Origin of the sequence: Amycolatopsis lurida (genome assembly GCF_900105055.1) — a bacterium.
Taxonomy (GTDB): domain Bacteria; phylum Actinomycetota; class Actinomycetes; order Mycobacteriales; family Pseudonocardiaceae; genus Amycolatopsis; species Amycolatopsis lurida.
In genome coordinates this window covers 4,733,903-4,760,345 of sequence record NZ_FNTA01000004.1, presented here as the reverse complement: position 1 = coordinate 4,760,345, position 26,443 = coordinate 4,733,903, and the positions used below count along the sequence as shown (strand labels likewise).

Here is a 26,443-nt window from a genome sequence, read left to right as displayed (position 1 = left end):
GGCGTCGCACGGCACTAGATTTGAGGAGCTGAAGTTGCTCACTCGCTTGTCCCCCCTCACCCAGCTCTCCACGCTGCTCCGGACCACGGACCTGCCGCTGACACAGCACTGGCAGATCGTTGACGGGATCTTCCGCGACTGGACGTCGAGACCAGCGCTGCGCGACGACCTCCGGCGGCATTTGGCTTCGCTGAGCCCGGACGAGGCGAGCGCGGTCCTCGAGCGGTCCCGGGAGACCACCACCCATTTCGCCTGGTGCCTGCTCGATTGCCCGACCGACCCCTTTTCGATCTGGCTTCACGAGTACAAGGCGCCGTCGGACTGGCGTGAGGGGTACGCCGATTCCGTCCACAATCACAGATATCACTTCTGCACCACGATCCTCCGTGGCAACTATGTCCACGAGCGTTATTCGACCCTGCGAGATCAACTTTCCGGATTGATCACATCGGTTCGGTTACGACGGAGCACGCTGTGCCAGACGGGGTCGGCCGGGGTCATGTACGCGGACGAGTTCCATCGGATTCCCGAGGCCACCGAAGGGACTATGACCTTTCTGGTGAAGTCACGTCCGGTAAGCGAGTTCAGTCTTTCCTATGACCCGAAGACCGGAATCGGACATCGTCACGTTCCGGTCGAGGTCCGATTGGGGGACCTGGCAAGCCGCATCTGACTACATACCGCCGCCAAAGGCGCATACCCTTACTCCACCCGTCCGTAAACGGGATCGGAGAGGTGTATGCGCGCGCGAAAGAACACGATTCCTTCCCATACCATCGAAGCCGTCGATCACCAGGTCCGGCGATTGTGCTGGCGTTATGCGGACAAACTGCAGTTCCACGGCTGGCACCACGTGAGTTTCGTCCGGGCCAAGGCCGCGGGGTTCGCCGAACACAACGGCGCGGATCGCGCCGTCGTCGAGGTGGCGGCGCTGGTGCACGATGTGAACTACATCGTGCACCGGAACTCCCCCGCGGCCGCCGGACGAGACCTTCGGATGAGCATCCTGCGGGAATGCGGTGTCGAAGAGACCGTGGCCCGCTGGATCGACGACATCATCGACGAAGCCGAGATGGCCACCAGAGGCCGGCACATCTCGCTCGAGGCCCAGGCCTTGAGCGACGCCGACACGCTGTTCAAGGCGCTGCCGGTGACGCCCGTCGTGCTCGCCCACCGCTATCTGCGGGAGAACGGGTTGAGCCTCCGCGAGCTGGCGCACAAGATCGTCGGCGAGCAACGCGATGTCCACGACAGTGGCTACTACTTCTACAACCCCAAAGCGGCGGAGAACTACTCCCGCTGGGCGCTGGCGAATCTTCAGTTGTGGCAGTGCATCAAGGAAGCCGTCGACGATCCGACGGTCGTCGAGCTCCTCGACGCGGTACACGCCACGGACTTCGAGGCCGAGCCCGCCGCTTCCTAGTGTCGTCAGCGCTGGCCGTAGCCGCGAAGTTTCTCCACGACGTGCTCGATCTCGGCGGGCGGGAGCAGGTTCGGTGTTCCCGCCGCCCGGGCCGTCAGCCACACCTGGCAGACCCACTCGAGCTGCTGTGCCCGGCTGTACGCGGAGGCGAGGCTGTCGCCGAAGGTGATGGTGCCGTGATTCGCCAGCAGGCAGCCACGGCGGCCTTTCAGGGCTTCCAACATCACTTTGGCGAGTTCTTCGGTGCCGTACGTCGCGTAGGCCGCGACGCGGGCTGTCGGGCCGATCGCGGCGAGCATGTAGTGGATCGGCGGCACTTCGGTGACAAGGGTGGAGACCGCCGTGGCGTGCACGGAATGCGTGTGCACCACGGCGGAGACCGGCTTTCCGTCGGGATCCGCCGTCTGCCGGTACACGGTGAGGTGCATCGGGAGTTCGCTCGTCGGCTTGAGCGAGCCTTCGACGGTTTCCCCGTCGAGGCCGACGACCGGTACGTCCTCCGGCCGCAGCGCGGCGTAGTCGACTCCTGTCGGGGTCACCGCGATCAGGTCGCCTTGCCGCGCGGACACGTTGCCGGAGGTGCCGACCACGAGCCCGTCGGTGGTCATCCGCCGGGCGAATTCGCAGACCGCCAAGCGTTCTTTGGCCAGGATCACCGTCACAACCTCCAGAGTCCGCGGGCCGCGGCCAGTGAGGCCTGATAGTCGGCATAGCCCTGCTCGTAGAACTCTACGTTCCCAGGCCGGACCTCCACGACACGTGCGCTATCCGCCCAGAGTTCCCGGTCGACCGGTTCGCCGAGGGCGTCCGCCGCGACGATCACCGCTCCCCGGGCGCCGACACCGGGATCGCCGGGGATCACGATGGGCCGCCCGAGAACGTCGGCGAAGATGCGGGTCCATTCGAGCGAGCGAACCCCGCCGCCGCAGGCGTACAACGTGCCGGTGAGCCCGGCGGCGTCGAAGCAATGCCTTGCCGCGTAAGCGATCGACTCGCACAGCGCCCGGACGATGTCGCCGCGTTCGCTCTCCAGGCTCAGCCCGGAGAACTGCGCCCTCGCCGAGGCGTCGACGAACGGCGCTCGCTCACCCGACGCGGAGAGGAACGGCAGCGCGCGAACACCACCCGCGCCCGGCCTGCTCGCGTCGAGCAGCGGGCCGATCTCCTCGACCGCGATGCCGAACAGGCGGCACACCCAGTCGATTCCCGCGGTGCCGACCATCGCCGGCATCGCCCGCAGGAACTCTCCTTCCTCCGGTGTGCAAAGGAACATGCCCGCCGGCTCGCCCTCCGGATCGAACTCCGCCGAATCCGTCAGGACCTGGCACGCGAGGGTGGTGCCCGCCGTGAGGATGCCGTCGCCCGGGCGCCGTACGCCGGCGCCGATGGCACTCGCGGGCAGGTCGAACGGGCCCGCGCTGACCGGCAGCCCGACCGGAAGGCCGAGCAACGCGGCTCCGCGCTCGTCCAACCGGAAGACGGTCTTCGGCGCCGCGGGCTCCGCGAACAGGCTCCGGCGGTGGGAAAGGCCGACGGCCGCGATGGCGTCTTCGTCGTAGCGGCGGGTCGCCGGGTCGAGGAAGGGCAGCGAAGCATCCGATGCGTCGACGGTGATCTCGCCGGTCAGCCGCTGGAGCACCGCGTCGACGCAGTAACCCGCCACCGCCGCCCTGTCCAGCGACTCCGGTTCATGGATGTCCAAAAAGGACATTATCGCCGCGGCGCAGCCCGGGAACATTCCCGACGCCGTGCGGCGGAACACTTCCCTGGTCACTCCGTCGGCCTGCCATTGGGCGAGCAGCGAATTCGCCCGTCCGTCGAGCCAGGAGATCGCCGGGCGCACTGCCTCCCCGGATTCGTCGCGCAGCCACAGCCCGTCGCCCTGTCCGGTGAGGGCCAACGCGGTGACCCGGCCGTCGAGACCGGCGGCGACCTTGCGCACCACCGTCGCCACGGTGCCGAGCACCTGGTCGAGGTCTTGTTCGACCAGCCCGCCCGGCAAGTGGTGCACTTCGGACGTGGTGCACGCGCTCGCCACGGACATCCCGGCCTTGTCGAAGACGACCGCCTTAGTCAGTGACGTGCCGATGTCGACGCCGATGATCATGGCCGCAGGACCTCGGGGTTCGCCAGATTCGCGAGCGCTTCCCCGCGAACGTACCGGCCGACCTCGGCGGCGACGATGTTCGCCGCCCGCTCCGCCGTCTGCCTGCTGGCTCCGGCGAGATGCGGGGTCGCGATCACGTTCGGCGCGTCCCTCAAGGCCCAGTCCGCGGGCGGAGGCTCGACGTCGTACACGTCGAGCGCGAGCGCGCCGAGCCGTCCCGAGCGCAGGGCTTCCGGCAGCGGGGAGTAGTCCAGCAGGCCGCCGCGCGCGGTGTTGACCAGTACGGCCCCCTTCGGCAGCAGGGCGAGTTTGGCGGCGTCGATCAGGTGCCGGGTCTCCTCGGTGAGCCGGGCGTGCAGGCTCACCACGAAACTGCGGCGCAGCAGATCGTCCAGCTCGACGCGCTCCGCGCCGTCGGCCGCGATCTTGGCCGGGTCGGCGAACGGGTCCGAGACCAGCACCTTCGCGCCGAACGCCACGAGTACTTTGGCCACCCGCGCGCCGATCGCGCCGTAGCCGACCAGGCCGACGGTGGTCCCGTCGAGTTCGAGACCGGCCTGGTCGTAGGCGTAGTAGTCACCGCGCCATGTGCCGCCCAGCAGTTCGGCAGAGGACGTCGAGATCCGGCGCATCGCGGCGAGGATCATCCCCACCGCGAATTCGGCGGCGGCGCCGGCGTTGCGGCCGGGCGCGTACGTCACCGCGACACCCGCCTCGGTGGCCGCCGCGAGGTCCACGTTGACCGGTCCTCCCCGGCACACCGACACGAGCTTGAGCCCCGGCGCGGCGGCGAACACCTGCTTGGTGAAGGGTGCCATCTGGGTCACCGCGACCTCGGCTCCCGCCAGCGCCTCGATCACCTGCTCCTCGGTGCCGCTCGCTTCGTGCACGTTCGCGACCGGGCCGAACGGCTCCACCGGCCACGGCAGGGTCAGTTCCGAGAGTTCGTGCCCGGCGCCGATCTCGGCACGGACGGCGTCGGCCAGCAGGCCGGTGCCGACGAAATGGTCTCCCGCAGCGAGTATCCGCAACTCTGCGTCCTCTCTCCGTGCCCGGATCGGGCAGTTCTCAGTGTCTGTTGGTGAACCCGCTACCGCAATCGACGCCGCTCGGCTTCGCCTGCCGATTCAGTGCGCTTGCTCGTATTCGGTGATGTGCGCGACCTTGCTCGCGCTGGCCGAGGCCGGGTCAAAGCGGTAGCCGACCCATTCGGCGACGATCTTCTTCGCCAGCTCCGGACCGATCGCCCGGGCGCCGAAGGTGATCACCTGACAGTCGTTCGACTTGACCGAACGCTCGGCCGAGTACGAGTCGTGCGCGACCGTGGCCCGCACCCCCGGGACCTTGTTCGCCGAGATCGCCATGCCGATCCCGGTCCCGCAGACCAGCACACCGCGATCCGCCTCGCCCCGCGCGATCCTCTCCGCCGCCGCGAGGCCGAGCAGTGGATACGCCTTGTCGTCGGAGCCGTCGGCCACGCCGAGGTCGGTGACCGCGTCCACCCGGTCATCGGCGAGGAGCAGGTCACGCAGCTGGTCCTTGAGGGCGACCCCGGCGTTGTCCGCCGCCACCACGATCCGCATTTCAGTCTTCCTTTCCCAGAGCCTGGCCGACCGCGGTGACGAGCAGTGCGAACGAAGTGGCCCCGGGATCGGGGTGCCCTTCGCTCCGCTTCGCCAACCGCGCCGCCCGTCCCTTGGCGGGCAGCAGGTCCGCCGTGGCCTCGGCCGCGCTCACGGCGACCTGGGCCGCCTTCTGCCAGGCCTGCGGGACGTCGGCGCCCGCCTCGGCCTGTTCGCGCAACGCCAGCCTGAACGGCTCGATGGCGTCGAGCATGGTCTTCTCGCCGGGTTCGGCCTTGCCCAGTTCGACGAACGCCTTTACCGCGCCGTCCACCGCGCTCGCGAGTGTTTCCGTGGTGACCTCTTCGCCCGACAGACCCCGCAGTCCCGCGCCGGTCTCGGCGAGCAGGACTCCGTACAACGCGCCGGACGCACCGCCCGCCGCGTCGGCGAACGCCGTCCCGGCGGCCAGGAGCGCGGTCGACAGGGAGTCTTCGTCGCGTCGCGCGGCGGCCACCGCGGCCCGCATTCCCCTGGTCATGCCCAGACCGTGGTCGCCGTCCGCCGCGACCGCGTCCAACCTGCCGAGTTCGGCTTCGTTGGCCTCGATGTCATGGAGGGCCGCCGTCAACGCGCGGTCCACGATGCCCTGGCCCGGCACGGTCTCGGCCAGCAGCGAGTCCACTGTGGACTCCAACGGCACCTGTGCCAGCGCGGCACCGGTGCTCCGGTAGCCCGGGGTGTCGCAAGGAGCCGCGTAGAGCTCGGCGAGTTCGTCGTCGAGCACCAGGATCGACAGCGAGACACCCGCCATGTCGAGCGACGTGACGAATTCGCCGACCTCGGTGTGCAGTGGGCCGAGCCCCGCCGCGGCGAGCCGTTCGTGCACGCGGGTGTAGGTGACGAACATCTCCTCGTATTTGGTGCGGCCCAGCCCGTTCAGCAGGACCACCACCCGGCCGTCACCGGCGGGCAGCTCCGGGAGGAGGCCGTCGACCAGTTCGTCGGCCAGCTCCCGTGCGCTCAGCCTGCCGACCGTGCGCACGCCGGGCTCGCCGTGGATGCCGAGCCCGAGCTCCATCTCGCTCTCGCCGACGGTGAACAGCGGGGCGGAAGCACCGGGCAGGGTGCAGCCGCCGAACGCGACGCCGAAGGTGCGGGTGTTCGCGTTCGCCTTCTCCGCCACCGCGTGCACGGCGGCCAGATCGTCACCGCGTTCGGCGGCGGCACCCGCGATCTTGAAGACCAGGAAGTCGCCCGCGACACCGCGGCGCTTCTCCGGCGCGTCGGCAGGGCCACTGGCGATGTCGTCGGTGACCAGGATCGTCCGGCTTTCGACGCCCTCCGCGGCCAGCCTGCGCGCGGCGAGCCCGAAATGCAGCACGTCACCCTGGTAGTTGCCGTAACCGAAGAGCACGCCGGCACCGCTCTCCGCGGCCCGCGCGGTGCGGTAGACCTGCTCGGCGCTCGGGCTGGTGAACACGTCACCCACCACGGCGCCGTCGGCGAGGCCGGGGCCGACCAGCCCGGCGAACGCGGGGTAGTGCCCGCAGCCGCCGCCGATCACCACCGCGACCTTGGGCGCGGAGTCCTCCCGGCGCAGCACGCCGTAGGCATCGGGCACCTTGCGCACCGAACGCCCGTAGGCGGTGACGAACCCGTCGAGCCAGTCGCGTTTGAACGTCTCCGCGGCACCGAGGACGGTCATCGTCCGCTCGTTTCCGCGAGTTCACCGGACAGGTACGCGAGCAGCTTGCGCCGCACGTCGTCGTTGTTCTCCGCGACTTCGGCGGCCAGCCGGAGCGCGTCCGGCTTCGGTGGGTACACCGGGTTCGGCAACGCGATCACGGTGAGCCCGGCCGCGGCGGCGGCACGGATGCCGTTGCTGGAGTCTTCGACGCCAAGGCATTCCTCACCGGACCGGCCCAGCCTGGCCGCGGCTTCGAGGTAGACGTCCGGACTCGGCTTGCCCCTGGCGACCTCGGCGCTGGAGACGGTCGCGGAGAACTCACCGGTGAGCCCGTGTTTGCCGAGTACCGCGTCGATCACCCGGCGGGCGGCCGACGACGCCAGCGCGACCGGCACCTTCGCGCTCACTTCGCGGACCACCTCACCGGCGCCCGGCAGCAAGGGCGCCTCGCCCGCCTCGATCGCGGCGATCATGCCGTCCACCACGGCACGCTCGACCTCGGCCGCGCTTTCCGGGGTGCCGGACCGCTTCGCGAGGTACGCGGCCCATTCGGGCGCGCTCATCCCCTGCACGGACGCGGTGTCCTCAGCCGTCCATTCGGTGTGGTGCCGGGCGGCGTACGCCACCCAGTTCTCCTCCCAAAGGTGTTCACTGTCGACGAGGACACCGTCCAGGTCGAACACCACCGCGGCGAGTGCCATCCGGCATCTCCTTTCACATCGATACTGTTAAGTTAACATCGGTGATGTGATCTGGACAAGCCTCGAGGAGGGATCCCGTGGTCGCACGGTTGTTATTGGCACGGCACGGCCAGACCGAATGGCACGCCGAGAACCGATATGCGGGCAGCAGCGACGTCGCGCTGACCGAGGAAGGGCTGCGCCAGGCGGACGAACTCGCCGGCTTCGCCGCGGCGGTCAAGCCGTCGGCCGTCTTCTGCTCGCCCCAGAGCCGGGCTCGTCGCACGGCGGAGCCTTCGGCCGAGGCCCTGGGGCTGCCCCTGCGAGTGGTCGACGGGTTGCGCGAAGTCCACTTCGGACTGATGGAAGGACGCACCCGGGACGAGCTGGCGGCGTCGGATCCCGATGCGGTCGCACGATTTCTCGCCGATCCCGTGACCGGCGCCTTCCCCGGTTCGGAGCCTCCGGAGGAGGCGGCCGCCCGCGGAGCCGGGGCCTTGCGCGGGATCGCCGCCGAGGCGCCGGGCCAGACGGTGCTGGTCGTCGCGCACAACACGCTGATCAGGCTGACCCTGTGCGCACTGCTCGGCATTCCGCTCGAGACCTACCGCACGGTGTTCCCGCGGCTGGACAACGCGGCCGTCACCGAGATCGCGATCGACGGCACGCGCACCGGCCTACTGCGCCTCAACCAGCCGGCGCACACGCGATACTGAACGGTATGAGCGATGAGAAGACGGCCGGTGCGAGCGCACACTCTCGTAACACGCGTCAGCAGCTGATCACCGAATACGTCTTCAAGACCGGCTCCGCGAGCATCGCCGAACTGGTGGAACTCACCGGCGTCAGCACCATGACGGTGCACCGCGACGTCGACGAACTGGCCCGTCGCGGCCTGCTGCGGAAGTACCGGGGTGGCGTCTCGGCCATGCCGTCGACCGTCTTCGAAAGCAACGCCGACTACCGGATGAACGTGCATTCGGAGGAGAAGATGGCCATCGCCGCGCACGCGTTCGCCCGCGTCGAACCGGGGATGTCGATCCTGCTCGACGACTCCACGAGCGCCCTCGCGCTGGCGAAGATGCTGCACCGGGTCACCCCGCTCACCGTCGCGACGAACTACCTCGGCGCCATCGAACTGCTCAAAGGCGTCCCCGACCTGCGGCTCATCTGCATCGGTGGCGACTACTCGGCGACCCACGACTCGTTTCTCGGCATGCAGAGCCTCGAGGCGATCGAGCGGATCAACGTCGACGCGACCTTCGTCTCCACCTCGGCGATGAACACGCGGATGACGTTCCACCAGGAGCCGGAGATCGTGATGCTGAAACGCGCGATGCTGGCCAGCGCCCGGATGAAGGTGCTGCTGATGGACCACAGCAAGACCGAACGCACGGCACTGCACCGGCTGGCGCCGTTGAGCGACTTCGACGTCCTGATCGTCGACGACGGGGTGGAAGAACACCTGGCCGAGGAGATGCGAAGCCAGGTGGAAGTGGACATCGCGGAACTCTGAGGTTTCGGCGGGCTCGGCTGTCGGTCGCGAGTGGCGAATGGGTCAGAGTCCGACTCGCCACTTCCCATTCCCTTGATCTGGGCCTCCTTGGCGACGCAGCTCCACGGCATAGGGGGTCGTGAGTGTTTTGGGTCGTTCTAACGACCCAAAACACTCACGACCCCCTATGCCGATGCCGCCGTTTCGCGTGATCCGGCGGACGACACGCGTGACTGGATGGACGTGATGGCCCACCACTCCGACCCGCCCGGGCGCGGGAGGCTAACACGAAAATCCATCGATGTAACATCTTGAAAGTTAAGTTAACACGATCCATGATACGCTGAACACGACGTCATGGAGGCGTGCATGAACCAGATGACACCGACGTTATCGCGATCCGGGAGCGGGTTCGCCCGCGTACTGAACCGTTGGGGCCTGCCCGCCCCGCTGTTCCTCGGCTACGCCGGGCTGCTGCTGTTCATGATCGGCGACGGGGTCGAGTCGGGCTTCATCGCGCCGTTCATGGCGGACAACGGCGCGGGCACCGAGATCAAGGCCTCGTACGTGATCACCGTGTACGGCGTCGCCGTGATGCTGGCGTCGTGGTTGTCGGGCGCGCTGTCGGACCTGTGGGGGCCGCGGCGCGTGATGATGATCGGCCTGGCCATCTGGCTGGTGTTCGACGTGCTGTTCCTCGCGGTCGCGGTCTCCGGTGAGAGCTACCCGTTGATGCTGGTGTTCTACGGTCTCCGCGGCTTCGGCTATCCGATGTTCGCGTTCGGTTTCCTGGTCTGGATCACCGCGGTGGCGCCGGTCGCCAGGCTCGGCGCGGCCGTCGGCTGGTTCTACTTCGCGTTCACCGGCGGGTTGCCGACACTGGGCGCGCTGGTCGCGAGCTTCACGAACCCGGTGCTGGGCCAGTACGGCACGCTCTGGTTGTCGGTGGCGCTGCTGGCGCTCGGCGGACTGCTGGCGATCTTCGGGGTCCGGCAGCGGACGGGGTACACGCGGCTCGCGCCGCCGGACGTGAAACCGGTGCAGAGCCTGGTGTCCAGCGTGTCGATCGCCTGGAAGAAGCCCCGCGTCGGAGTCGGGATGCTCGTCCGCGTCATCAACACCGCGCCCGAGTTCGGGATGCTGGTGTTCTTCCCGACGATCTTCATCGAGGACATCGGGTTCGGGGAGAGCCGCTGGCTCCTCCTGGTCTCGGTCATCTACGGGACGAACATCTTCTTCAACCTGATCTTCGGCGTGCTGAGCGACCGGATCGGCTGGCGCACCACGATCTTCTGGTTCGGCGCGATCGGCTGCGCGATCTCGATCCTGTTGCTGTACTTCGTCCCGATCGCCATGGGCGCCGAGTACTACTGGCTCGCGCTGCTCGTCGGCGCGCTGTACGGCGCCACGCTCGCCGGGTTCGTGCCGATCTCGGCGCTGCTCCCGTCCCTCGCCCCGGAGAACAAGGGCGGCGCGATGGCGCTGCTGAACCTCGGCGCGGGCGCGGCGGCGTTCGTCGGGCCGGCGATCGTCAGCCTGTTCCTCGGCCCGCTGGGCGCGGCCGGAGTGGTGATCGTCTTCGCCGCGCTGTACCTGGTCGCGGCGGTCATGGTGCGCTACCTGAAATTGCCCGATGAGACGGCGAAGGCGATCGAAGAGGACAAGAGTCTGCAAGAAGTCGGAGAGAAGGTCGTCACCACGTGAACCAGCCCGTCACGATCGGCATCGACGTCGCCACCGCGGGGGTCCGCGCCCTCGCGGTGGGCGGCGGCACCGTCCTCGCCGCGGCCGCCGCGCCGCTGCCCGCACCGGTCCGCGACGGCCGCGGGCGCAGCGAACAGGACGCGAGGTCCTGGTGGCCCGCGGTGAAGACGGTGCTGGCGAAGGTCACCGGCGAGCTGCCGGGCAGGGGCGGCGAGGTCGCCGCGGTGGCCGTCGCCGCGACGTCGGGGACGATCGTCGGGGTCGGCGCCTCGGGCGAGCCGGTCACGCCCGCGCTGATGTACGACGACAGGCGTGGCGCGGAACTCAACCGCAAGGCCACCGAGCTCGGCGCGGACCGCTGGCGGCGGCTCGGTTTCGGCGTGTCCGCCACGGCCGCGCTCGGCCGCATCGCCTGGCTGGCCGAGCACGTCCCCGGCGTCGCCGCGATCCGGCACACGCCGGACCTCATCGCCGCCGAACTGACCGGCGGGCCGGTGGCCGCCGACTGGTCGCACGCGCTGAAGAGCGGCTACGACCCGCTCGCCCTCGAATGGCCGGGCGAGGTCTTCGCTGCCTTAGGGGTACCGGGAAGCCTGCTCCCGACGGTGGTCGCGCCGGCCACCGTGCTGGGCAGGGTGGCCCGTCCGGTCGCCGGTCTCCCGGCAGGCTGCCCGGTCGTGGCCGGGATGACCGACGGCTGCGCGGGCCAGCTCGCGGCCGGTGCGGTCACCCCGGGGACCTTCGTCGGCATCCTGGGCACGACCTACGTCCTCAAGGGAGTCACCGAAGAACTGGTGCCGGATCCGACGGGGGCGATGTACAGCCACCGTCATCCGGACGGCTGGTGGCTCCCGGGCGGCGCGTCGAACACCGGCGGCGAGGCCGTCGCCGGGCAGGAGCGCCTGCTCGAACTCGACGCGGCGGCGGCCGCGCTGGGCCCGGCGAAGGTCGTCGCGTATCCGTTGCGGCGCAAGGGTGAACGGTTCCCGTTCGCCAGCGCGGACGCCGAGGGCTTCGTGTCCGGCGAGGCCGACGAGGTCGAGCTCCACCGGGCCAGGCTGGAAGGGGTCGCCTTCCTCGAACGGCTGGCGTTGGACCACCTCCGCCGCCTCGGCGTCACGATCACCGATCCGCTGCTGGCCGCGGGCGGCGGCAGCAAGAGTCCTTTGTGGACGCGGATCCGGGCGACCGTCACCGGTCTCGGCCTGCGGGTGTCACCCCAGGCCGAAACGGGGTACGGCGCCGCGCTGCTCGCCGCGGCAGGTGTCCTGCCCGGCGGGCTCACGGAGGCTTCCGCCGGGCTCGGCCGAGGCGTGCTGGTCGAACCCGACGAGCGCGAAAGCGCCGCGCTCGCCGAGTCGTACCGGCGGTTCTGCACCGAGCTGCACACCAGGGGCTGGATCGACGACGAGCTGTTCGCCGTCACCCTGCGGTGAGAGATCAGGAAGGACGTGGGCCGTTGGTCTTGTCGGGAGCGGGCTTCGGTGCCTCGGCGTCAGGAGCGGGAGCCAGCAGCTTGATGGCCTCCTGGACGGCGGCGTCCGTGGCGGAAAGCCGCTCGGCGACCTTCGACCGGAGTTCCAGCGAAAGCTTCCGAGCCTGCTGAGCTTCGGTCTGCTGGGTCTTCGCGTCGGCGAGGGCCTCCGCGACCTGCTCCTGCTTCGCGGCGATGTCCTCCGCGGAAGACTTCTCCGCCTTGGCGATCTTCGCCGCCGAGATCCGTTCGGCTTCGGCACGTTTGGCCGAGGACACCCGGTCGGCTTCCGCGATCTTGTCCGCGGACGCCTTCTCCGCCTCCGCGCGACGAGCGGCCGATGCCTCTTCGGCCTTCTTGTCCGCCGCGGCGCGGGCCCGGACACTCTCCAGGTCCAGTTGCTTGCGCTTCTGCGCCGCCTCGGAGTTCAGTCGTTCGATCTCGGCCTTGGCGTCCGCGAGCAGCTTCTCGCGTTCCGCCTGCGCGTCCTTGGCCGCCTTGTCGATCGCGCGCTGCGTCTCGTGGGCGTACTTGTCCGCTTCGGCCCGCGTCGCCTTGGCGTCGGCTTCCGCGGCGGCCTTGAGGTCGGCGATCTCCTCCTCGGCGAGCTGCATCATCATGCGGACGCGTTCGGCCATCGCGCCGGCGCCGGACGGGCTCGAGCTCATCCGCACGAGAGCGGCCTTGGTCTCGTCCAGTTCCTTCTGGGCGTGGCCGAGCGCCTTGGTGAGCTCGCCGGCGGTCGCCACGGCCTCGTCGCGGCTGCGTGAGGCCTGCTTGATTTCGGCCGCCAGCTCGGCGAGACGCTCGTCGACCTGACGCTTGTCATAGCCCCGCACGGAGCCCGCGAATTGGGACGATTTCGCTGAGGGCGCCTGAGGCGCCGTCTTCTCAGGAGCGACCATGGCGGCCACCTTAATGAGCGGGGACCCGTCGGGTAGTACCGCCAAACGGCTGCACTCGGCGTACGACGGGTCGATCACATGGCATCCTGCATTGTTGACAGGTCGTAAGCAGAGGAGGCCCGGTTGGACATCTCGGCGATCCTCGAAGACATCCGCGAACACTGGCACGTCTACGCCACGATGCCCTTCATCGCCGCGCTCATCGGGTACATCACGAAACGCGTCGCGATCGAGATGATGTTCCGGCCGTTGGAATTCGTCGGGATCAAGCCCTTCCTCGGCTGGCAGGGGGTCATCCCGGCCAACTCCCGCCGGATGGCGACCACCGCCGTCGACCTGCTGACCAAGAACCTCGTCGATCCGCAGGAGATCTTCTCCCGGCTCGATCCCGAGGAAGTGGTCAAGGAACTCGAGGAGCCGCTCCTCAAGGCCGTCGAGGACGTCACCCGCGAGGTGATGGAGCAGTACCAGCCCAGATTGTGGGAACTGCTGCCGACCCGGGCGCAGCGCATGCTGGTCGACCAGGTCCGGGCGCAGGCGCCGAAGGTCGTCGCGCGGCTGATGCGTGAGGTGTCGACGAACATCGACGAGGTCCTCGACGTCAACGAGATGCTGATCAACGCGATGGTCCGCGACAAATCGCTGACCTGCCGCCTGATCAAGGAGGTCGCGACCCCGGAGCTCCGCTTCATCGCCCGGTCCGGTATCTGGTTCGGTTTCGCCATCGGCCTGATCCAGTTCGTCGCGTGGGCGCTGACGAAGCAGCCGTTGATCATGCCGATCTTCGGTTTCGTCACGGGCTTCGTCACGGATTGGCTGGCCTTGAAGATGATCTTCTACCCGCGTGAGCCGCGCCGGTTCCTGTTCTTCAGCTGGCAGGGCATGTTCCAGAAACGCCGCCAGGCGGTCGCCAAGGACTACGGCGCGCTGATCGCGGACGAGGTGCTCACCGTGCGGAACGTGATGGAGGCCGTGCTCACCGGGCCCAAGTCGGACAAGCTGTTCGCGATGATCACTCGCGAGGTGCAGCGCACCATCGATGCGCAGGCGAGCATCGCGAAACCCTTGGTGGCGCTGACCGTCGGCGGGGTCCAATACCAGGAGATGAAGAAGGCCGCGGCGGAGAAGGCGATCGCGTATCTCCCCGAAACGGTGAAACACGTCGAGAGCTACGCCACTGACGCGCTCGACGTCCGCAACACCATCGTCACGAAGATGCAGCAATTGACCCCGCTCGAGTTCGAGGGGATCCTGCGGCCCGCCTTCCAGCAGGACGAATGGAAGCTGATCGCGGTCGGCGCGGTGATCGGCGGACTCGTGGGTGAACTTCAGGTCCTGCTACTCCTCCACTGAGGACAGGCGGCTAGGTTGCCCCTCAAGCGCGACGCGGGAGGGGCTGGAAAGTGAACGCCGTCATCGCCGACCTCGGCGAGCACTGGCCGGTGTACGTCACCATGCCGTTCATCGCCGCGCTGATCGGCTACGTCACCAAACGCGTCGCCATCGAGATGATGTTCAAACCGGTGGAATTCGTCGGCGTGAAGCCGTTCCTCGGCTGGCAGGGGGTACTGCCCGCCAACGCCGAGCGGATGGCCGCGACCGCCACCGAAATGCTGACGACCAACCTCGTCGACCCGAAGGAGATCTTCGCCAGGCTCGACCCGGCCCAGGTGGCGAAGGAGATCGAGCAGCCGCTGCTGCGGATCGTCGAGGACGTCACGCGCGAGGTCATGGAGCAGTACCAGCCCAGACTCTGGGAAGTGCTCCCGAACACCGCACAGCAGCTGCTGCTCAAACGAGTGCAGACCGAGGCGCCGCGCGCGATCACGAAGATCATGGGCGAGATCGCGGAGAACATCGAGGACGTGCTCGACCTCAAGCACATGGTCGTGACGAACCTGGTGCGCGACAAGGCCTTGCTGAACCGGCTGATCCGCGACATCTCGCGGCCGGAGATGCGGTTCATCGCCCGGTCGGGGATCGTGTTCGGGTTCTCGCTCGGCTGCGTGCAGCTGCTGGTGTGGGCGCTGACGAAGTCGCCGATCGTGCTGCCGCTGTTCGGGATCGGCATCGGCTGGTTCACCGACTGGATCGCCCTGAAGATGATCTTCCTGCCGCGGGAGCCCAAGCGGTTCTTCGGCGTCTACACCTGGCAAGGCATCTTTCAGAAACGCAAGGACCAGGTCTCCGCCGACTACGGCGACATGATCGCGCGCGAGATCATCACCATCCCCAACCTGCTCGAAGCCGTGTTGAGCGGGCCGAAGTCGGACAAACTGTTCACGATGATCACCCGCGAGGTGCAGCGGACGATCGACGCGCAGGCGAGCGTCGTCAAGCCGTTCGTGGCGCTGGCCGTCGGGAGCAGGCGGTTCCAGGAGATGAAGCAGACGGCCGCGGCGAAGGCGGCGGCACGGATCCCGGAGACGATCCGCCACGCCGAGAGCTACGCGGTCAACGCGCTCGACGTCCGGAACACCATTGTGGACAGAATGCGGCGGCTCAACCCGCTCGAATTCGAGCAGCTGCTGCGCCCGGCGTTCCGGCAGGACGAGTGGAAACTGATCGCCGTCGGCGCGGTGATCGGGGGCCTCGTCGGTGAACTTCAGGTGCTCCTACTGCTCCATTGACGGCGACCCGATACCGTTTCCCCTTTCCTGAGCGAAGCGAGGAGGTCGTGTGGACACCGTCCTGGACGACCTCGCCCGGCACTGGTGGCTGTACGCCGCGATCCCGTTCGTCGCCGCGCTGATCGGCTACGTCACCAAACGCGTCGCCATCGAGATGATGTTCAAACCGCTCGAGTTCGTCGGGATCAAACCGTTCCTCGGCTGGCAGGGCGTGGTGCCCAAACACGGCGGGCGGATGGCCGCCGTCGCGACCGAGCTGCTGACGTCCAATCTGCTGGACGTCAAGGAGGTCTTCCGGCGGATCGATCCGGCGATCATCACGCGCGAGATCGAGCAGCCGCTGCTGCGGGCCGTGGACGAGGTCGCCCGCGAAGTGCTCGAAAAGCACCATCCCAGGCTCTGGGAGGTCATGCCGACGATGGCGCAGGAGCTGCTGATCAAGCAGGTCCAGGCGTCGACGCCGCGGCTGGTGCGCGAGTTCATGGCGGAGATGACCGAGAACCTCGACGAGGTGCTCGACTTCCAGCACATGACCGTGCAGCGGCTCACCAGGGACAAGAAGCTGCTCGTCCGGCTGATCCGCGAGACGTCGCGGCCGGAGATGGCGTTCATCGCGCGGACGGGGATCTACTTCGGCTTCGGGCTCGGCATCGTGCAGGCGATCGTCTGGGCGGCGACCAAGGAACCGTGGGTGCTGCCGATCTTCGGCGGCTGCATCGGGCTGTTCACCGACTGGCTCGCGATCAAACTGATCTTCGTGCCGCGCGAGCCGGTGCGGTTCGGCCGGGTGATCCTGCAGGGCAAGTTCCAGCGGCGGCGGGCGGAGGTCGCCCACCAGTACGGCGAGATGATCGCGAACGAGATCCTCACCGTGCCGAACCTGCTCGACGCCGTGCTGCGCGGGCCGCGGTCGGATCGGCTGTACGCGCTGGTCGAGCGGCTTGTGGCGCGGGCCGTCGACGAGCAGGTGAGCGTCGCGAAACCGATGGTCGCGATGGCCGTCGGCGGGCAGCGGCTGCAGGAGATCAAACAGGCGGCCGCGCGGAAGGCGCTGGAGCGGCTGCCGCCGACGATCCGCCACGCCGAGGGCTACCTGACCGAGGCGATGGACGTCGCGAAGATCGTCGAGCGGCGGATGCTCGGGCTGACGCCGCTGGAGTTCGAAGGGCTGCTGAGGCCGGCGTTCCGGCAGGACGAGTGGAAGCTCATCGCGGTGGGCGGGCTCATCGGGTTCCTGGTCGGTGAACTGCAGGTCCTCCTGATGCTCCACTGATCGCGTTCAGCCCGCTAAACGCACGTGCGCGCCGACCTGCGTTTAGCGGGCTAAATGCGATTTGAGCGGGCCGCATCCCGGGGTGCCCAATGTCACATCAGGGACGCTCGACGTCTCCAATGTCGCATTGGTGGCATCGGCCCCGGAGCGGCTGATCGCGTTCAGCCCGCTAAACGCAGGTCCGCTAGTGCAGGGCGGGCTGCGCCGTCGCCGTCGGCTCGATGCGAACCCGCGACGATCGCCCGCGCAGCCACGCGATGAGCCGGCAGACGAGGTAGATCACGAACGAGATCGTCGTGACGAACGCGCTCACCGGCTTCCCCGGCGCCAGCGAAAGGATGATCCCGCCGAGCGCGGCGATCTCCGCGAACACGATCGACAGCACGGTCGCCTTCCACGGGCTCGCCGTGACCCGCGCGGCGGCCGCGGCCGGGGTCACCATCAGCGAGACCACCAGCAGGGCACCGACGATCTGCACCCCGAGCGCGCTCGAGATCCCGACCAGCACCGCGAAGATCAGCGACAGCAACCGCACCGGCACGCCGCGCGCCGTCGCGACCGCCGGGTCGACCGTCGCGAACAGCAGCGGCCGGTAGATCACCGCGAGCACCACCAGTACGACGACCGAGGCGCCGACGAGCAGGTTCAGGTTGGTCGAGTCGATGGTGATGATCTGCCCGACCAGGATGCCGAACTTGTTGGCGCTGCGGCCTTCGTAGAACGACAGCAGCAGGACACCCATGCCGAGGCCGAAGGCGAGGATCACGCCGATCACCGAGTCGCGTTCGGACTCGCGGCCGCCGAGGAGCCCGATCAGCAGGGCGGCGATGACCGCGCCCGCGAGGCCGCCGAGTTCGACCCCGACTCCCAGCAGCAACGCGCCCGCCGCGCCGGTGAAGGCCAGTTCGGCGGTGCCGTGCACGGCGAACGACATCCGCCGCATGACGACCAGCGGGCCGAGCACCCCGGCGACCAGGCCGAGGACGGCGGCCGCGAGCAACGCCGTCTGAACGAAGTCGAGACCGAGGAGTTCGCCGGTCAGGGCGAAGTCGAACATCTTGTCCACGGTGTTTATCCAAGAACCCGCGACCGGGATCGCGTCGCCAGGGCGCTGGTTCGCGCCGTCGGTCGAGTCGGCCTGGACCGCACGAATGACCTCACTTCGTCTGCCACGGCGTCAGCAAGCCTGTTCGTCGATGTGGTGGGGTTCGTCCTCGCACAGCGCGCTCTGCGCACCGGCGACGTGGATCTGCCCGCCGACCTTCAGCACCTCGATGCGGGTGCCGTACAGCTCGGACAGGGTCTCCGAGTTCATCACCTCGTCCGGCTTGCCGACCCGGAACTGGCCGTTCACCAGATACAGCACCCGGTCCACATAGGACAGGATCGGGTTGATCTCGTGGGTGACGAACAGGACGGCCGTCCCGGCGGAGCGCCGCCGCTCGTCGATCAGTTCGCTGACCGCGCGCTGGTGCGCGAGGTCGAGGGAGAGCAGCGGCTCGTCGCAGAGGAGGACTTCGGGGTCGCCGACCAGGGATTGCGCGACGCGGAGCCGTTGCTGCTCGCCACCGGAAAGCCGCCCCACCGGCTGCTTCGCGTACGCCTGCGCGCCGACGGACTCGATCGCCCGCGACACCAGCTGACGCCGCTTCGAGATCCCGAAGAGCCCGGTGCCCCACCGGTGCCCGTCCAGACCGAGGCCGACCAGGTCCACCCCGCGCATCGTCAGGCCCTCGTCGAGGGCGCGCTGCTGCGGGATGTAGCCGATCCGCCGGTTCGTCCCGCCGGGGCGCCGCCCCGCGATCTCGACCGTGCCCTCGGGCAGCCCCTGCTGGCCGAGCAGCACCTTGAGCAGGCTGCTCTTCCCGGAGCCGTTCGGCCCCAGGATCGCGAGGAACTCGCCGGGCTCGACGTCGAGGTCGAGCCCGGACCAGAGGGTCCTGGTGCCGAACGCGAGGCTCGCCCCGCGGACACGGACCGCGGGGCGAGCTCCGGCAGGTACGGAGGTCACTACTTCAGTGCTCCCGCCAGCGCGTCCACTTCCTTGGTCATCCATGCAATGTAGTCGGTCACACCCTGGGGCAGCGTTTCGGTGACGTCGACGACCGCGATGCCGGCGTTCTTGGCGTCGCCGACGACCTGCTGGGTGACCGGGGTGGTCGTCTGCGCGTTGTTGACCAGCGCCTTGACCTGCTTGCCGGAGATCAGCTGCTTGACCTCGTTGAGCGCGGCGGCGGGCACGTCCTGCTCCGCTTCCACGGCCTCGGCGAAGGCAGGCGGCGTCGCGTCGGTGACCTTCGCGCTGTCGAGCAGGTAGTGCGCGACGGGCTCGGTCGCGACGACCTTCGCGCCCGAGCCGCCCAGGCCCGAGACCTTCTTCAGGAGCTCCTGGGTCTTGCCCTTGAACGCGGTCGCGTTGGCGGTGAAGGCGTCCTTCGAGGCGGGCTGGATCTCGCCGAGCTTCGCGGCGACCTGGTCGGCGATCTTCTCGACGCCGGGCAGGCTGTACCAGACGTGCTCGTTCTCGTTGCCGGTCGCGGCGATGTCGACGGCGACCAGTTTCTGCGCGCCGGTGGCCTGGTCGGCGAGCTTGGAGAAGAAGTCGTCGTAGCCGCCGCCGTTGGACAGCGTCAGCTTCGCGTTCTTCGCGGCGATCGCGTCGCTCGCGGTGGTCTCGTAGGAGTGCGGGTCGGCCGAGGGATCGTGGATGATCGAGGTGACCTCGACCTTGTCCCCGCCGACGGCGGTCACGACGCTGCCCCAGACGTCGGTCGAGGCGACGACCTTGATCTTCTCGCCGCCGCCCGGGTTCGCGGCGGACGCGTTCTGCGAACCGGAGCCCGTCGACGCCTTGTCGCTCGACGCGCAAGCCGTCGCGCCGAGCGCGAGGACGGCCAGGGCCGACACGGCCGCGAAAACACTCTTGGTACGGCGGGAATTCATTTACTGCACTCCTGCGGATGCCCTGGCCAGGTGTCCCCAATGCCGGGTAATGGAAACCGTTGTCAGATTCAACTGTACCCCATCCGGCTGACGACGCCTTCGGTCCAGGTCCGAGCTGTACCCAGGGTCACTCTGAATCGAGACCTGCCACACGTCGGGTGATGCTTCTGCAAAACGTTCTGAACCGTTACGGTTTGCGGATGGGCCGTCCTATCCGCACCAGGAGGCAGGCGACACTGGCGTCGTTGGCCGCAGAGCTCGGTGTGTCGAGGACCACCGTCTCGAACGCCTACAACCGACCGGACCAGTTGTCCCCTGAGCTGCGCCGTCGCGTCCTCGAGACCGCACGCCGCCTTGGCTACCCGGGCCCGGACCCGGTGGCCCGTTCACTGCGGACGCGCAAGGCCGGCGCTGTCGGTCTTTTGCTCACCGAGAACCTCTCCTACGCCTTTCGCGACCCCGCCGCCGTCGGCGTGCTCGAAGGGCTCGCGCTGGCCTGCGAGGACGCGGGCGTCGGCCTGCACCTGGTCCCGGCGAGCCCGGGCAGGGAGGACGTCGCGGCCGTGCACCGCGCCGGCGTCGACGGTTTCGTCGTCTACTCGGTGCCCGACGACGACCCGCATCTCGGCGCGGTGCTGGAACGCCCGGTGCCGACGGTGATCGTCGACCAGCCCCGGGTGGACGGGGTCGACCGGGTCGGCCCGGACGACGCGGCCGCGGTCACCGCCATGGCCGAACACCTCATCTCGCTGGGCCACCGCCAGATCGGCGTGCTGTGCATGCGGCTGGCCCGCGAGCGCAACGACGACTTCGTCTCCATCCAGCGGCAGAGCGCCGCGCATTTCCACGTCCAGCGCATCCGCCTGGAGGCGCTGGCCGCCGCGTTCTCGGCGGCCGGGGTCGACTGGGCGACGGTGCCGGTGGTCGAGCGCTTCGACCACACCGTGGACGACGGCGCGTCGGCCGCGCGTCAGCTGCTCGACGCGTATCCGCAGGTCACCGCCGTGATCTGCACCTCGGACATCCTCGCCCTCGGCGCGCTGGCCGAAGCGGAGCGCCGGGGCCTGCGCGTCCCGCAGGATCTGACGGTCACCGGGTTCGACGGCATCACCGAGGCCGAGCGCTCCGGGCTCACCACGGTCCACCAGCCGGTGCTCGAAAAGGGCAAGGCGGCGGGCAAGCTGCTGCTCAGCTCGGCCGACCGGGTCGGGCCGAAGGTGATCACCCTGCACACGGAACTGCGGGTCGGCCGCACCTCGGCGCCGCCACGAACGGCCGAAGAACGCTGGTTCGGGCCGTGATCTGCGTCCGCTCGCGTTGCTCTCCCCTGGTGTGTCGGTTCCAATGAACGTGTGACCTCAATCGACGTACTGCTCAAGCGCAACCAGGAGCTGGGTGATGTCACTCCTGGTGACCGCTCGTCTCCGAGGCCATCACTCCAGGTGGCGATTCTGACCTGCATGGACGCCCGTATCCGGGTGTTCGAGATCTTCGGCCTGATCCAGGGCGAGTCCCACATCCTGCGGAACGCGGGCGGGGTCGTCACCGACGACATGATCCGCTCGCTCGCGCTCAGCCAGCGAAAACTGGGCACCCGTGAGGTGCTGATCGTGCAGCACACCGACTGCGGCCTCTCCATGGTCACCGAAGACGACTTCAAGGACGAACTCGAAGCCGCCAGCGGACTCCGCCCGACGTGGTCGGTCGAGGCGTTCCGGGAGGTGGAGGACAGCGTGCGCCGGTCGGTGCAGCGCGTCCGGCGCAGTGACTTCCTCCCGCACACCGACAACGTGCGCGGGTTCGTCTACGACGTGAAGCTGGGCCGCCTGACCGAGGTCGCATAAGGGTTTTAAGCTGGCCCGGTGGGCGTCGACGCGGATGTGCTGACCGAGTGGTTCGACGAGGTGGGGCGAGACCTCCCTTGGCGTGAGCCGGAATGCACCGCCTGGGGTGTGCTCGTCAGCGAGATCATGTTGCAGCAGACACCGGTCGCGCGCGTGCAGCCGATCTGGCTCGAATGGATGGCGCGCTGGCCGGTGCCGTCGGCGCTGGCGGCGTCGTCGCAGGGTGAGGTCGTGCGCGCCTGGGGCAAACTCGGCTACCCGCGGCGCGCGTTGCGGCTGCACGCCGCGGCGGCCGTCATCGCCGCCGAACACGGCGACGTCGTTCCGTCCGATGTGGACACCCTGCTCGCGTTGCCCGGCATCGGCGCGTACACCGCACGCGCCGTCGCCGCCTTCGCCTACGGCAAGCGGGCACCGGTGGTGGACACGAACGTCCGGCGCGTGGTGGCCAGGGCGGTGCACGGCGCCGGCGACGCCGGGCCGCCGTCGAACACCCGCGACATGGCCGACGTCGAGGCCCTGCTGCCGCCGGAAGACGCGCCCGCCGCGAAGCTCTCGGCCGCGCTGATGGAACTCGGCGCGCTCGTCTGCACCGCGCGTTCGCCGCGCTGCGCGGACTGCCCGATCTACGACGATTGCGCGTGGCAGCACGCGGGAAGGCCCGCGTACGCCGGTCCCGCGAAGCAGGTCCAGAAGTTCGCCGGCACCGACCGCCAGGTGCGCGGGTTGCTGCTCGACGTCCTGCGCGGCAGCGAAGGCCCGGTCGAGAAGGCGCGGCTCGATCTCGTCTGGCACGAATCCGGGCAGCGCGACCGCTGCCTCGACTCCTTGCTGGTGGACGGGTTGCTCGAACAGACCGGGGACGGCCTGTTCGCTCTCCCTGGCGAACACTAACGCATTACGACAAAAGTTGGTCAATGGTTGTCATCGGCGCGATGGCGGGTTAGTTTTCCGGCCAACGCGCATGATGGGAGTTTCGCCCGTGGCCGACTTCGACCGACGTACCGCGCTCAAGGGCGGCCTGACGGCAAGCGCCGTCGGGCTACTGGGGACAGCAACGATTTCCGCCGCCGACGCGGCGTCCGGGGTGACAGAACCGAAGATCTACGGCACGGCCGCGTGGAGCGCGCGGCCGCCGAACGGCGCGATCGAGGTGCAGAACCACAAGCCGACGTACATCGTCGTGCACCACACGGTCGAACCGGGGAACGTCACCGACTACAGCCTCGAACACGCCTTCTGGGCGTCACGTGCGATCCAGGATTTCCATATGGACACCCGTGGCTGGATCGACACCGGGCAGCAGTTCACGAACAGCCGCGGCGGGCATATCACCGAAGGGCGGCACCGCAGCCTGGAGATCCTGCGCGGCGGAACCCGGCACGTGCTGGGCGCGAACGTGGGCAACAACAACAGCACCTGCATCGGGATCGAGAACGAAGGCCTCTACAGCACGGAGGACGTCACGCCCGCGCTCTGGGACTCGCTGGTGAAGCTGGTCGCGTACATGGCTTCGCAGTACGGGATCTCGCCGGAGTTCATCAAGGGACACCGCGACTTCAACTCCACCGAATGCCCAGGCACCGTGCTGTACAACCGGCTTCCGGAGCTGCGCACCGAGGTCGGCAAGCTGCTGGGGACCTCGTCGCCGAAGGCGGATCTGCCGGAGTGGCCGCTGCTCAAACCCGGCGACAGCGGGCCGCGGGTGCGGATGGCACAGGAACTCCTGCGGGCACGCGGTTTCGCCATCCCCACCGACGGCCTTTTCGGACAGTCCACAAAGGACGCGGTCGCCGCGGTGGCGGCACGGCACGGGCTGGAGCGCGACGCCTGCGGCGCGACCGCGGCGACCGACGAGACCGGCTTCCTCGGCTCCGACGTCTGGCCGCTCATCGTCGGGTCCGGCACCGATCTCCAGGCGCTGAAAGCACGACTCGCCGGCTGAACAGCAGCGGCGACAAGATCACCAAGGCGGCACACCAAGGGAGCAGACCCGTTCCCAGCGGCAGCAGCAAGCCGCCGAGGAGCGCGCCCCCGGCGACGGCGCCGTTCCAGGCCGCGATCGTGAGCGACTGGGCGGCGTCGGCCGTGGGGCCCGCGAGCAACGCGGTGACGGCCTGGAAGGCGGTCGGCGCGCCACCGAACCCCAGGCCCCACAGGCCGGCGGCCACCAGCACCAGACCGTGGACACCGTCACCGATCCCCAGCAGGACGACGGCGGCGGCGGTGACGGCGGTGCAGGACAGCAGCACGGCGCGCGGACGGCTGTCGAGGGCGGAGCCGACCGCGGCCATCCCGCCCACCGCGGCGCAGCCGAACACCAGCAACACCGCACCCAGCAGCGATTCCGCGTCCAGCCCGGCGAGCACCGGTCCGACGTAGGTGTAGGCCACGTTGTGCCCCAACGAGAACAGCGCCACCGTCGCGAGTACGGGACGCATCCCCGGCAGCCGTGCCGCGGCCAGCGGCCGGGTGGGTCCCGCCGGATCGGCGGGCACGGCGGGCACCGCGGCGAGCACCCAGACCAGCAACGGCACGGTGATCAGCGCCATCGCGGCGAACGCCCAGCGCCAGTCGGCGAGTTCGCCGAGCGCGGTACCGGCGGGCACACCCAGGGCGAAGCCGATCGGCGTGCCGGACATGGCCACGGCCAGCGCCCGCCCGGTGAGCCCTGGCGGGGCGAGACGCATCGCGTAACCGGCCACGAGGGACCACATCACCCCGGTCAGCGCCCCGGACACGACCCGCGCCGCGAGGATGACCGGGTACGACGAGGACACGGCGATCACCAGGTTGGTGACCAGGAAGCCTGCGATCAGCGCCAGTAACAGGCGTTTGCGCGGTATCCGGAGGGTCGCGCCGGTGAGCGGAACGGCGGTGAGCGCCGTGGTGATCGCGTAGACCGTCACCAGCTGTCCGGTGGCCGACGGGGAAACGCCCAGCTCCTCGGACATGCCCAGCAGCAACCCGGCGGGCAGCACTTCGGTGAGGCAGCCGAGGAAGACCGTCGTCGTCAGCGCGAGCAGCGCCGGGAGGGGCAGCATGCCTCGACGATCTCCTCCCCCTCGCGGCACGCGATAGTCCCTGCCGGGTATGCCGAGGGGTTATCGGCGGGGATAACCCGGCGGCATGACCGGCCGGCACTGCCGCGCGCGGCACGGACGTACGCACGATGGCCGGACATCCTCCCCTCGAGAGAGAAGGCTCGTTCATGACCGTGCGGCTTCGGTGGCAGGAGCCACTGTGCACCGCGTTGCTCGCCACGACGATGATCGGTGCCTGCCCGGCTTCCGCGGCGGCCCAGCCGGCACCCGGCAGCGACGGATACGTGCACGTTTCACCCGACGGGACTGTCCTCGGACCCGATCCTTACTACCCGAAGGACGGCAACGGCGGTTACGACGTCGGAAAGTACTCGCTCGCACTGCACTACGCGCCGTACTCGATGCTGCTGAGCGGCAGGGCGACGATCACCGCGACGGCGACCCAGGACCTCAGCCGGTTCGACCTGGACCTTCGCGGGCTCACGGTCCGCTCGGTCACCGTCGACGGGGTGGCCGCCACGTTCCGGCGGGCGGGTGAACACGAGCTGGTGATCACCCCGCGGACCCCGGTGGCCGAAGGCAGGCCGTTCACCGTGGTGGTCGATTACGACGGCCGCCCGGAACCGATCCCCACCGCACGTGGCCGGGTCGGCTGGCTCGCCGCCTACGGTGATTCCGCCGTGGCCACCGGGCAGCCGCGTTCGGCGATGACCTGGTTCCCCGTCAACAACACCGAGGCCGACAAGGCGGCCCTGCACGTCTCCGTCACCGTCCTGAACGAATTCTCCGTACTGGGCAACGGTTCCCAGGTCTCCGACGTACCCGCGGGGCCGGGACGGCACACCGTCACCTGGTCGGAGGAAAACGCCCTCGCGCCGAGCACGGCGATGCTCGGCATCGGACGCTGGGAGGTCGAGCGGATCGCTCTTCCCGGTGGCCGGACGGCGGTCAACGCCTACCACCCGTGCGCCGTGGACAAACGGCAGATCGGCGGGCGGCTGCCCGAGGTCCTGGAGTTCCTCACCGGGAAGTTCGGCGACTACCCGCAATCGGCGGTGGGCGGGCTGTTCCTCGACCGCTCCCTCGGCTACACGCACGGCGCGCAGACCCGGCCGGTGTACGGCCGCACCGCCACCATCGCCGATCTGGTGTACGCCGTCGCGTACCAATGGTGGGGAGCCGGGGTGAGCGGCAAGATGTGGCGCGACGCGCTGATGCCCGAGTCCGTCGCGCGGTACGCCGTCTGGCTGTGGGACGAGACCAAGAACGGTGCCGACCTGGATCGTCGCTACCGGGAGATGGTGGCCGAGGTGCGCGACGACCCCGCCTTCTGGGCGCCCAAGCTCACCGATCCCGGCAAGGGCGCCGAATTCGCGCCGACGGCCAAGGCGGTGCTGATGATGCACGCGCTGCGCCGTCACCTCGGCGACGACGCGTTCTTCCAGATCATGGCGGGCTTCCCGATGATCAATCCGCAGGGAAACCAGAACTGGCACGACTTCGAGCTCTACGTCTCCGCGATGACGCAGCGCGACCTCGGCGAGTTCAACCAGGCCTGGCTGGACGGCACGGTGCGGCCACCGGACGAACTCCTCTTTCCCGGGATGTAGGGACTCGTGAGTGGTAAGGACGGTTCTAACCGTCCTTACCACTCACGAGTCTTTTGGCC

25 protein-coding genes are annotated in these 26,443 nt (G+C 68.9%); 14 read left to right on the top strand and 11 right to left on the bottom strand.

What is annotated here, in order from left to right; all coding sequences use genetic code 11:
- The first annotated feature begins 34 nt into the window (after positions 1-34).
- Together BLW75_RS27840 and BLW75_RS27835 are read left to right on the top strand one after the other, a co-directional pair.
- A complete protein-coding gene (locus tag BLW75_RS27840) occupies positions 35-673 on the top strand; it encodes a hypothetical protein (RefSeq protein ID WP_034310175.1) in 639 nt (212 codons plus the stop codon).
- 66 nt (positions 674-739) lie between these two features.
- Positions 740-1,423 (top strand): HD domain-containing protein, encoded by a 684-nt coding sequence (locus BLW75_RS27835; RefSeq protein WP_034310173.1) that lies wholly within the window; start codon positions 740-742, stop codon positions 1,421-1,423.
- A 5-nt stretch (positions 1,424-1,428) separates the two neighbouring features.
- On the opposite strand, the gene BLW75_RS27830 is transcribed toward BLW75_RS27835, so the two are convergent.
- The 6 genes from BLW75_RS27830 to BLW75_RS27805 form a co-directional block, all read right to left on the bottom strand.
- Positions 1,429-2,079, bottom strand: coding sequence for a class II aldolase/adducin family protein (locus tag BLW75_RS27830; RefSeq protein WP_034310335.1), 651 nt, complete (start codon positions 2,077-2,079; stop codon positions 1,429-1,431).
- Positions 2,080-2,081: 2 nt separating this feature from the next.
- Positions 2,082-3,530, bottom strand: a complete 1,449-nt coding sequence (locus tag BLW75_RS27825) for an FGGY-family carbohydrate kinase (RefSeq protein WP_034310171.1) — start codon at positions 3,528-3,530, stop codon at positions 2,082-2,084.
- Positions 3,527-4,561 carry a 2-hydroxyacid dehydrogenase gene (locus tag BLW75_RS27820; protein WP_034310169.1) on the bottom strand — a complete coding sequence of 345 codons (1,035 nt, stop codon included), beginning with the start codon at positions 4,559-4,561 and terminating at the stop codon, positions 3,527-3,529. The genes BLW75_RS27825 and BLW75_RS27820 overlap by 4 nt, the downstream gene beginning before the upstream one ends.
- 96 nt (positions 4,562-4,657) lie before the next feature.
- Entirely contained in the window at positions 4,658-5,113 is a 456-nt protein-coding gene (locus BLW75_RS27815) for a ribose-5-phosphate isomerase (RefSeq protein ID WP_034310167.1), read from the bottom strand.
- 1 nt (position 5,114) lies between these two features.
- Complete coding sequence (locus tag BLW75_RS27810) at positions 5,115-6,800, bottom strand: dihydroxyacetone kinase family protein (RefSeq protein WP_034310165.1); 1,686 nt, start codon at positions 6,798-6,800, stop codon at positions 5,115-5,117.
- Positions 6,797-7,483, bottom strand: a complete 687-nt coding sequence (locus BLW75_RS27805) for an HAD family hydrolase (protein WP_034310162.1) — start codon at positions 7,481-7,483, stop codon at positions 6,797-6,799. Before BLW75_RS27805 ends, BLW75_RS27810 begins: the two co-directional genes overlap by 4 nt.
- A gap of 77 nt (positions 7,484-7,560) precedes the next feature.
- On the opposite strand from BLW75_RS27805, the gene BLW75_RS27800 reads away from it, so the two are divergent.
- The 4 genes from BLW75_RS27800 to BLW75_RS27785 all read left to right on the top strand — a co-directional run bounded on the left by BLW75_RS27800 (position 7,561) and on the right by BLW75_RS27785 (position 12,097).
- A complete protein-coding gene (locus tag BLW75_RS27800; RefSeq protein ID WP_034310160.1) occupies positions 7,561-8,178 on the top strand; it encodes a histidine phosphatase family protein in 618 nt (205 codons plus the stop codon).
- 5 nt (positions 8,179-8,183) lie between these two features.
- Positions 8,184-8,978 carry a DeoR/GlpR family DNA-binding transcription regulator gene (locus tag BLW75_RS27795; protein ID WP_034310157.1) on the top strand — a complete coding sequence of 265 codons (795 nt, stop codon included), beginning with the start codon at positions 8,184-8,186 and terminating at the stop codon, positions 8,976-8,978.
- Positions 8,979-9,326: 348 nt separating this feature from the next.
- Positions 9,327-10,661: an MFS transporter gene (locus BLW75_RS27790; protein ID WP_091598449.1), complete on the top strand. Its 1,335-nt coding sequence runs from the start codon at positions 9,327-9,329 to the stop codon at positions 10,659-10,661.
- Positions 10,658-12,097, top strand: coding sequence for an FGGY-family carbohydrate kinase (locus BLW75_RS27785; RefSeq protein ID WP_034310155.1), 1,440 nt, complete (start codon positions 10,658-10,660; stop codon positions 12,095-12,097). The genes BLW75_RS27790 and BLW75_RS27785 overlap by 4 nt, the downstream gene beginning before the upstream one ends.
- 4 nt (positions 12,098-12,101) lie before the next feature.
- Here the strand turns inward: BLW75_RS27785 and BLW75_RS27780 are convergent, their stop codons facing one another.
- Positions 12,102-13,040 (bottom strand): coiled-coil domain-containing protein, encoded by a 939-nt coding sequence (locus BLW75_RS27780; RefSeq protein WP_034310153.1) that lies wholly within the window; start codon positions 13,038-13,040, stop codon positions 12,102-12,104.
- 123 nt (positions 13,041-13,163) lie between these two features.
- Between BLW75_RS27780 and BLW75_RS27775 the strand changes: the two genes are divergently transcribed.
- Genes BLW75_RS27775 through BLW75_RS27765 form a run of 3 tightly spaced genes read left to right on the top strand, consistent with a single transcriptional unit; the run spans position 13,164 to position 16,943 of the window.
- The gene (locus BLW75_RS27775) at positions 13,164-14,393 is read left to right on the top strand and encodes a DUF445 family protein (protein ID WP_034310151.1); all 1,230 of its coding nucleotides are present in this window, start codon (positions 13,164-13,166) and stop codon (positions 14,391-14,393) included.
- Positions 14,394-14,443: 50 nt separating this feature from the next.
- Positions 14,444-15,670, top strand: coding sequence for a DUF445 domain-containing protein (locus tag BLW75_RS27770; RefSeq protein ID WP_034310149.1), 1,227 nt, complete (start codon positions 14,444-14,446; stop codon positions 15,668-15,670).
- Positions 15,671-15,719: 49 nt separating this feature from the next.
- Positions 15,720-16,943 (top strand): DUF445 domain-containing protein, encoded by a 1,224-nt coding sequence (locus tag BLW75_RS27765; RefSeq protein ID WP_034310145.1) that lies wholly within the window; start codon positions 15,720-15,722, stop codon positions 16,941-16,943.
- A gap of 184 nt (positions 16,944-17,127) precedes the next feature.
- Here BLW75_RS27765 and BLW75_RS27760 read toward each other — a convergent pair whose 3' ends face one another.
- From BLW75_RS27760 to BLW75_RS27750, 3 genes are all read right to left on the bottom strand, one after another.
- Positions 17,128-18,009 (bottom strand): metal ABC transporter permease, encoded by an 882-nt coding sequence (locus tag BLW75_RS27760; protein WP_034310143.1) that lies wholly within the window; start codon positions 18,007-18,009, stop codon positions 17,128-17,130.
- A gap of 111 nt (positions 18,010-18,120) precedes the next feature.
- Positions 18,121-18,954, bottom strand: coding sequence for a metal ABC transporter ATP-binding protein (locus BLW75_RS27755; RefSeq protein WP_034310140.1), 834 nt, complete (start codon positions 18,952-18,954; stop codon positions 18,121-18,123).
- Complete coding sequence (locus BLW75_RS27750; RefSeq protein ID WP_034310138.1) at positions 18,954-19,886, bottom strand: metal ABC transporter solute-binding protein, Zn/Mn family; 933 nt, start codon at positions 19,884-19,886, stop codon at positions 18,954-18,956. Before BLW75_RS27750 ends, BLW75_RS27755 begins: the two co-directional genes overlap by 1 nt.
- Positions 19,887-20,086: 200 nt before the next feature.
- Here BLW75_RS27750 and BLW75_RS27745 point away from each other — a divergent pair, with 200 nt between their 5' ends.
- The 4 genes from BLW75_RS27745 (at position 20,087) to BLW75_RS27730 (ending at position 23,675) form a co-directional block, all read left to right on the top strand.
- The gene (locus tag BLW75_RS27745) at positions 20,087-21,187 is read left to right on the top strand and encodes a LacI family DNA-binding transcriptional regulator (RefSeq protein WP_034310329.1); all 1,101 of its coding nucleotides are present in this window, start codon (positions 20,087-20,089) and stop codon (positions 21,185-21,187) included.
- A 51-nt stretch (positions 21,188-21,238) separates the two neighbouring features.
- Positions 21,239-21,730, top strand: a complete 492-nt coding sequence (locus tag BLW75_RS27740; protein ID WP_034310136.1) for a beta-class carbonic anhydrase — start codon at positions 21,239-21,241, stop codon at positions 21,728-21,730.
- A gap of 18 nt (positions 21,731-21,748) precedes the next feature.
- Entirely contained in the window at positions 21,749-22,624 is an 876-nt protein-coding gene (locus BLW75_RS27735; protein ID WP_034310135.1) for an HhH-GPD family protein, read from the top strand.
- Positions 22,625-22,712: 88 nt separating this feature from the next.
- Complete coding sequence (locus BLW75_RS27730; protein ID WP_091598446.1) at positions 22,713-23,675, top strand: peptidoglycan recognition protein family protein; 963 nt, start codon at positions 22,713-22,715, stop codon at positions 23,673-23,675.
- Here BLW75_RS27730 and BLW75_RS27725 read toward each other — a convergent pair.
- Positions 23,620-24,774 carry an MFS transporter gene (locus tag BLW75_RS27725; RefSeq protein ID WP_034310131.1) on the bottom strand — a complete coding sequence of 385 codons (1,155 nt, stop codon included), beginning with the start codon at positions 24,772-24,774 and terminating at the stop codon, positions 23,620-23,622. The two genes, BLW75_RS27730 and BLW75_RS27725, sit on opposite strands and share 56 nt — an antisense overlap.
- 167 nt (positions 24,775-24,941) lie before the next feature.
- On the opposite strand from BLW75_RS27725, the gene BLW75_RS27720 reads away from it, so the two are divergent.
- Positions 24,942-26,384 (top strand): M1 family metallopeptidase, encoded by a 1,443-nt coding sequence (locus tag BLW75_RS27720; RefSeq protein ID WP_034310127.1) that lies wholly within the window; start codon positions 24,942-24,944, stop codon positions 26,382-26,384.
- The last annotated feature ends 59 nt before the right edge of the window (positions 26,385-26,443 follow it).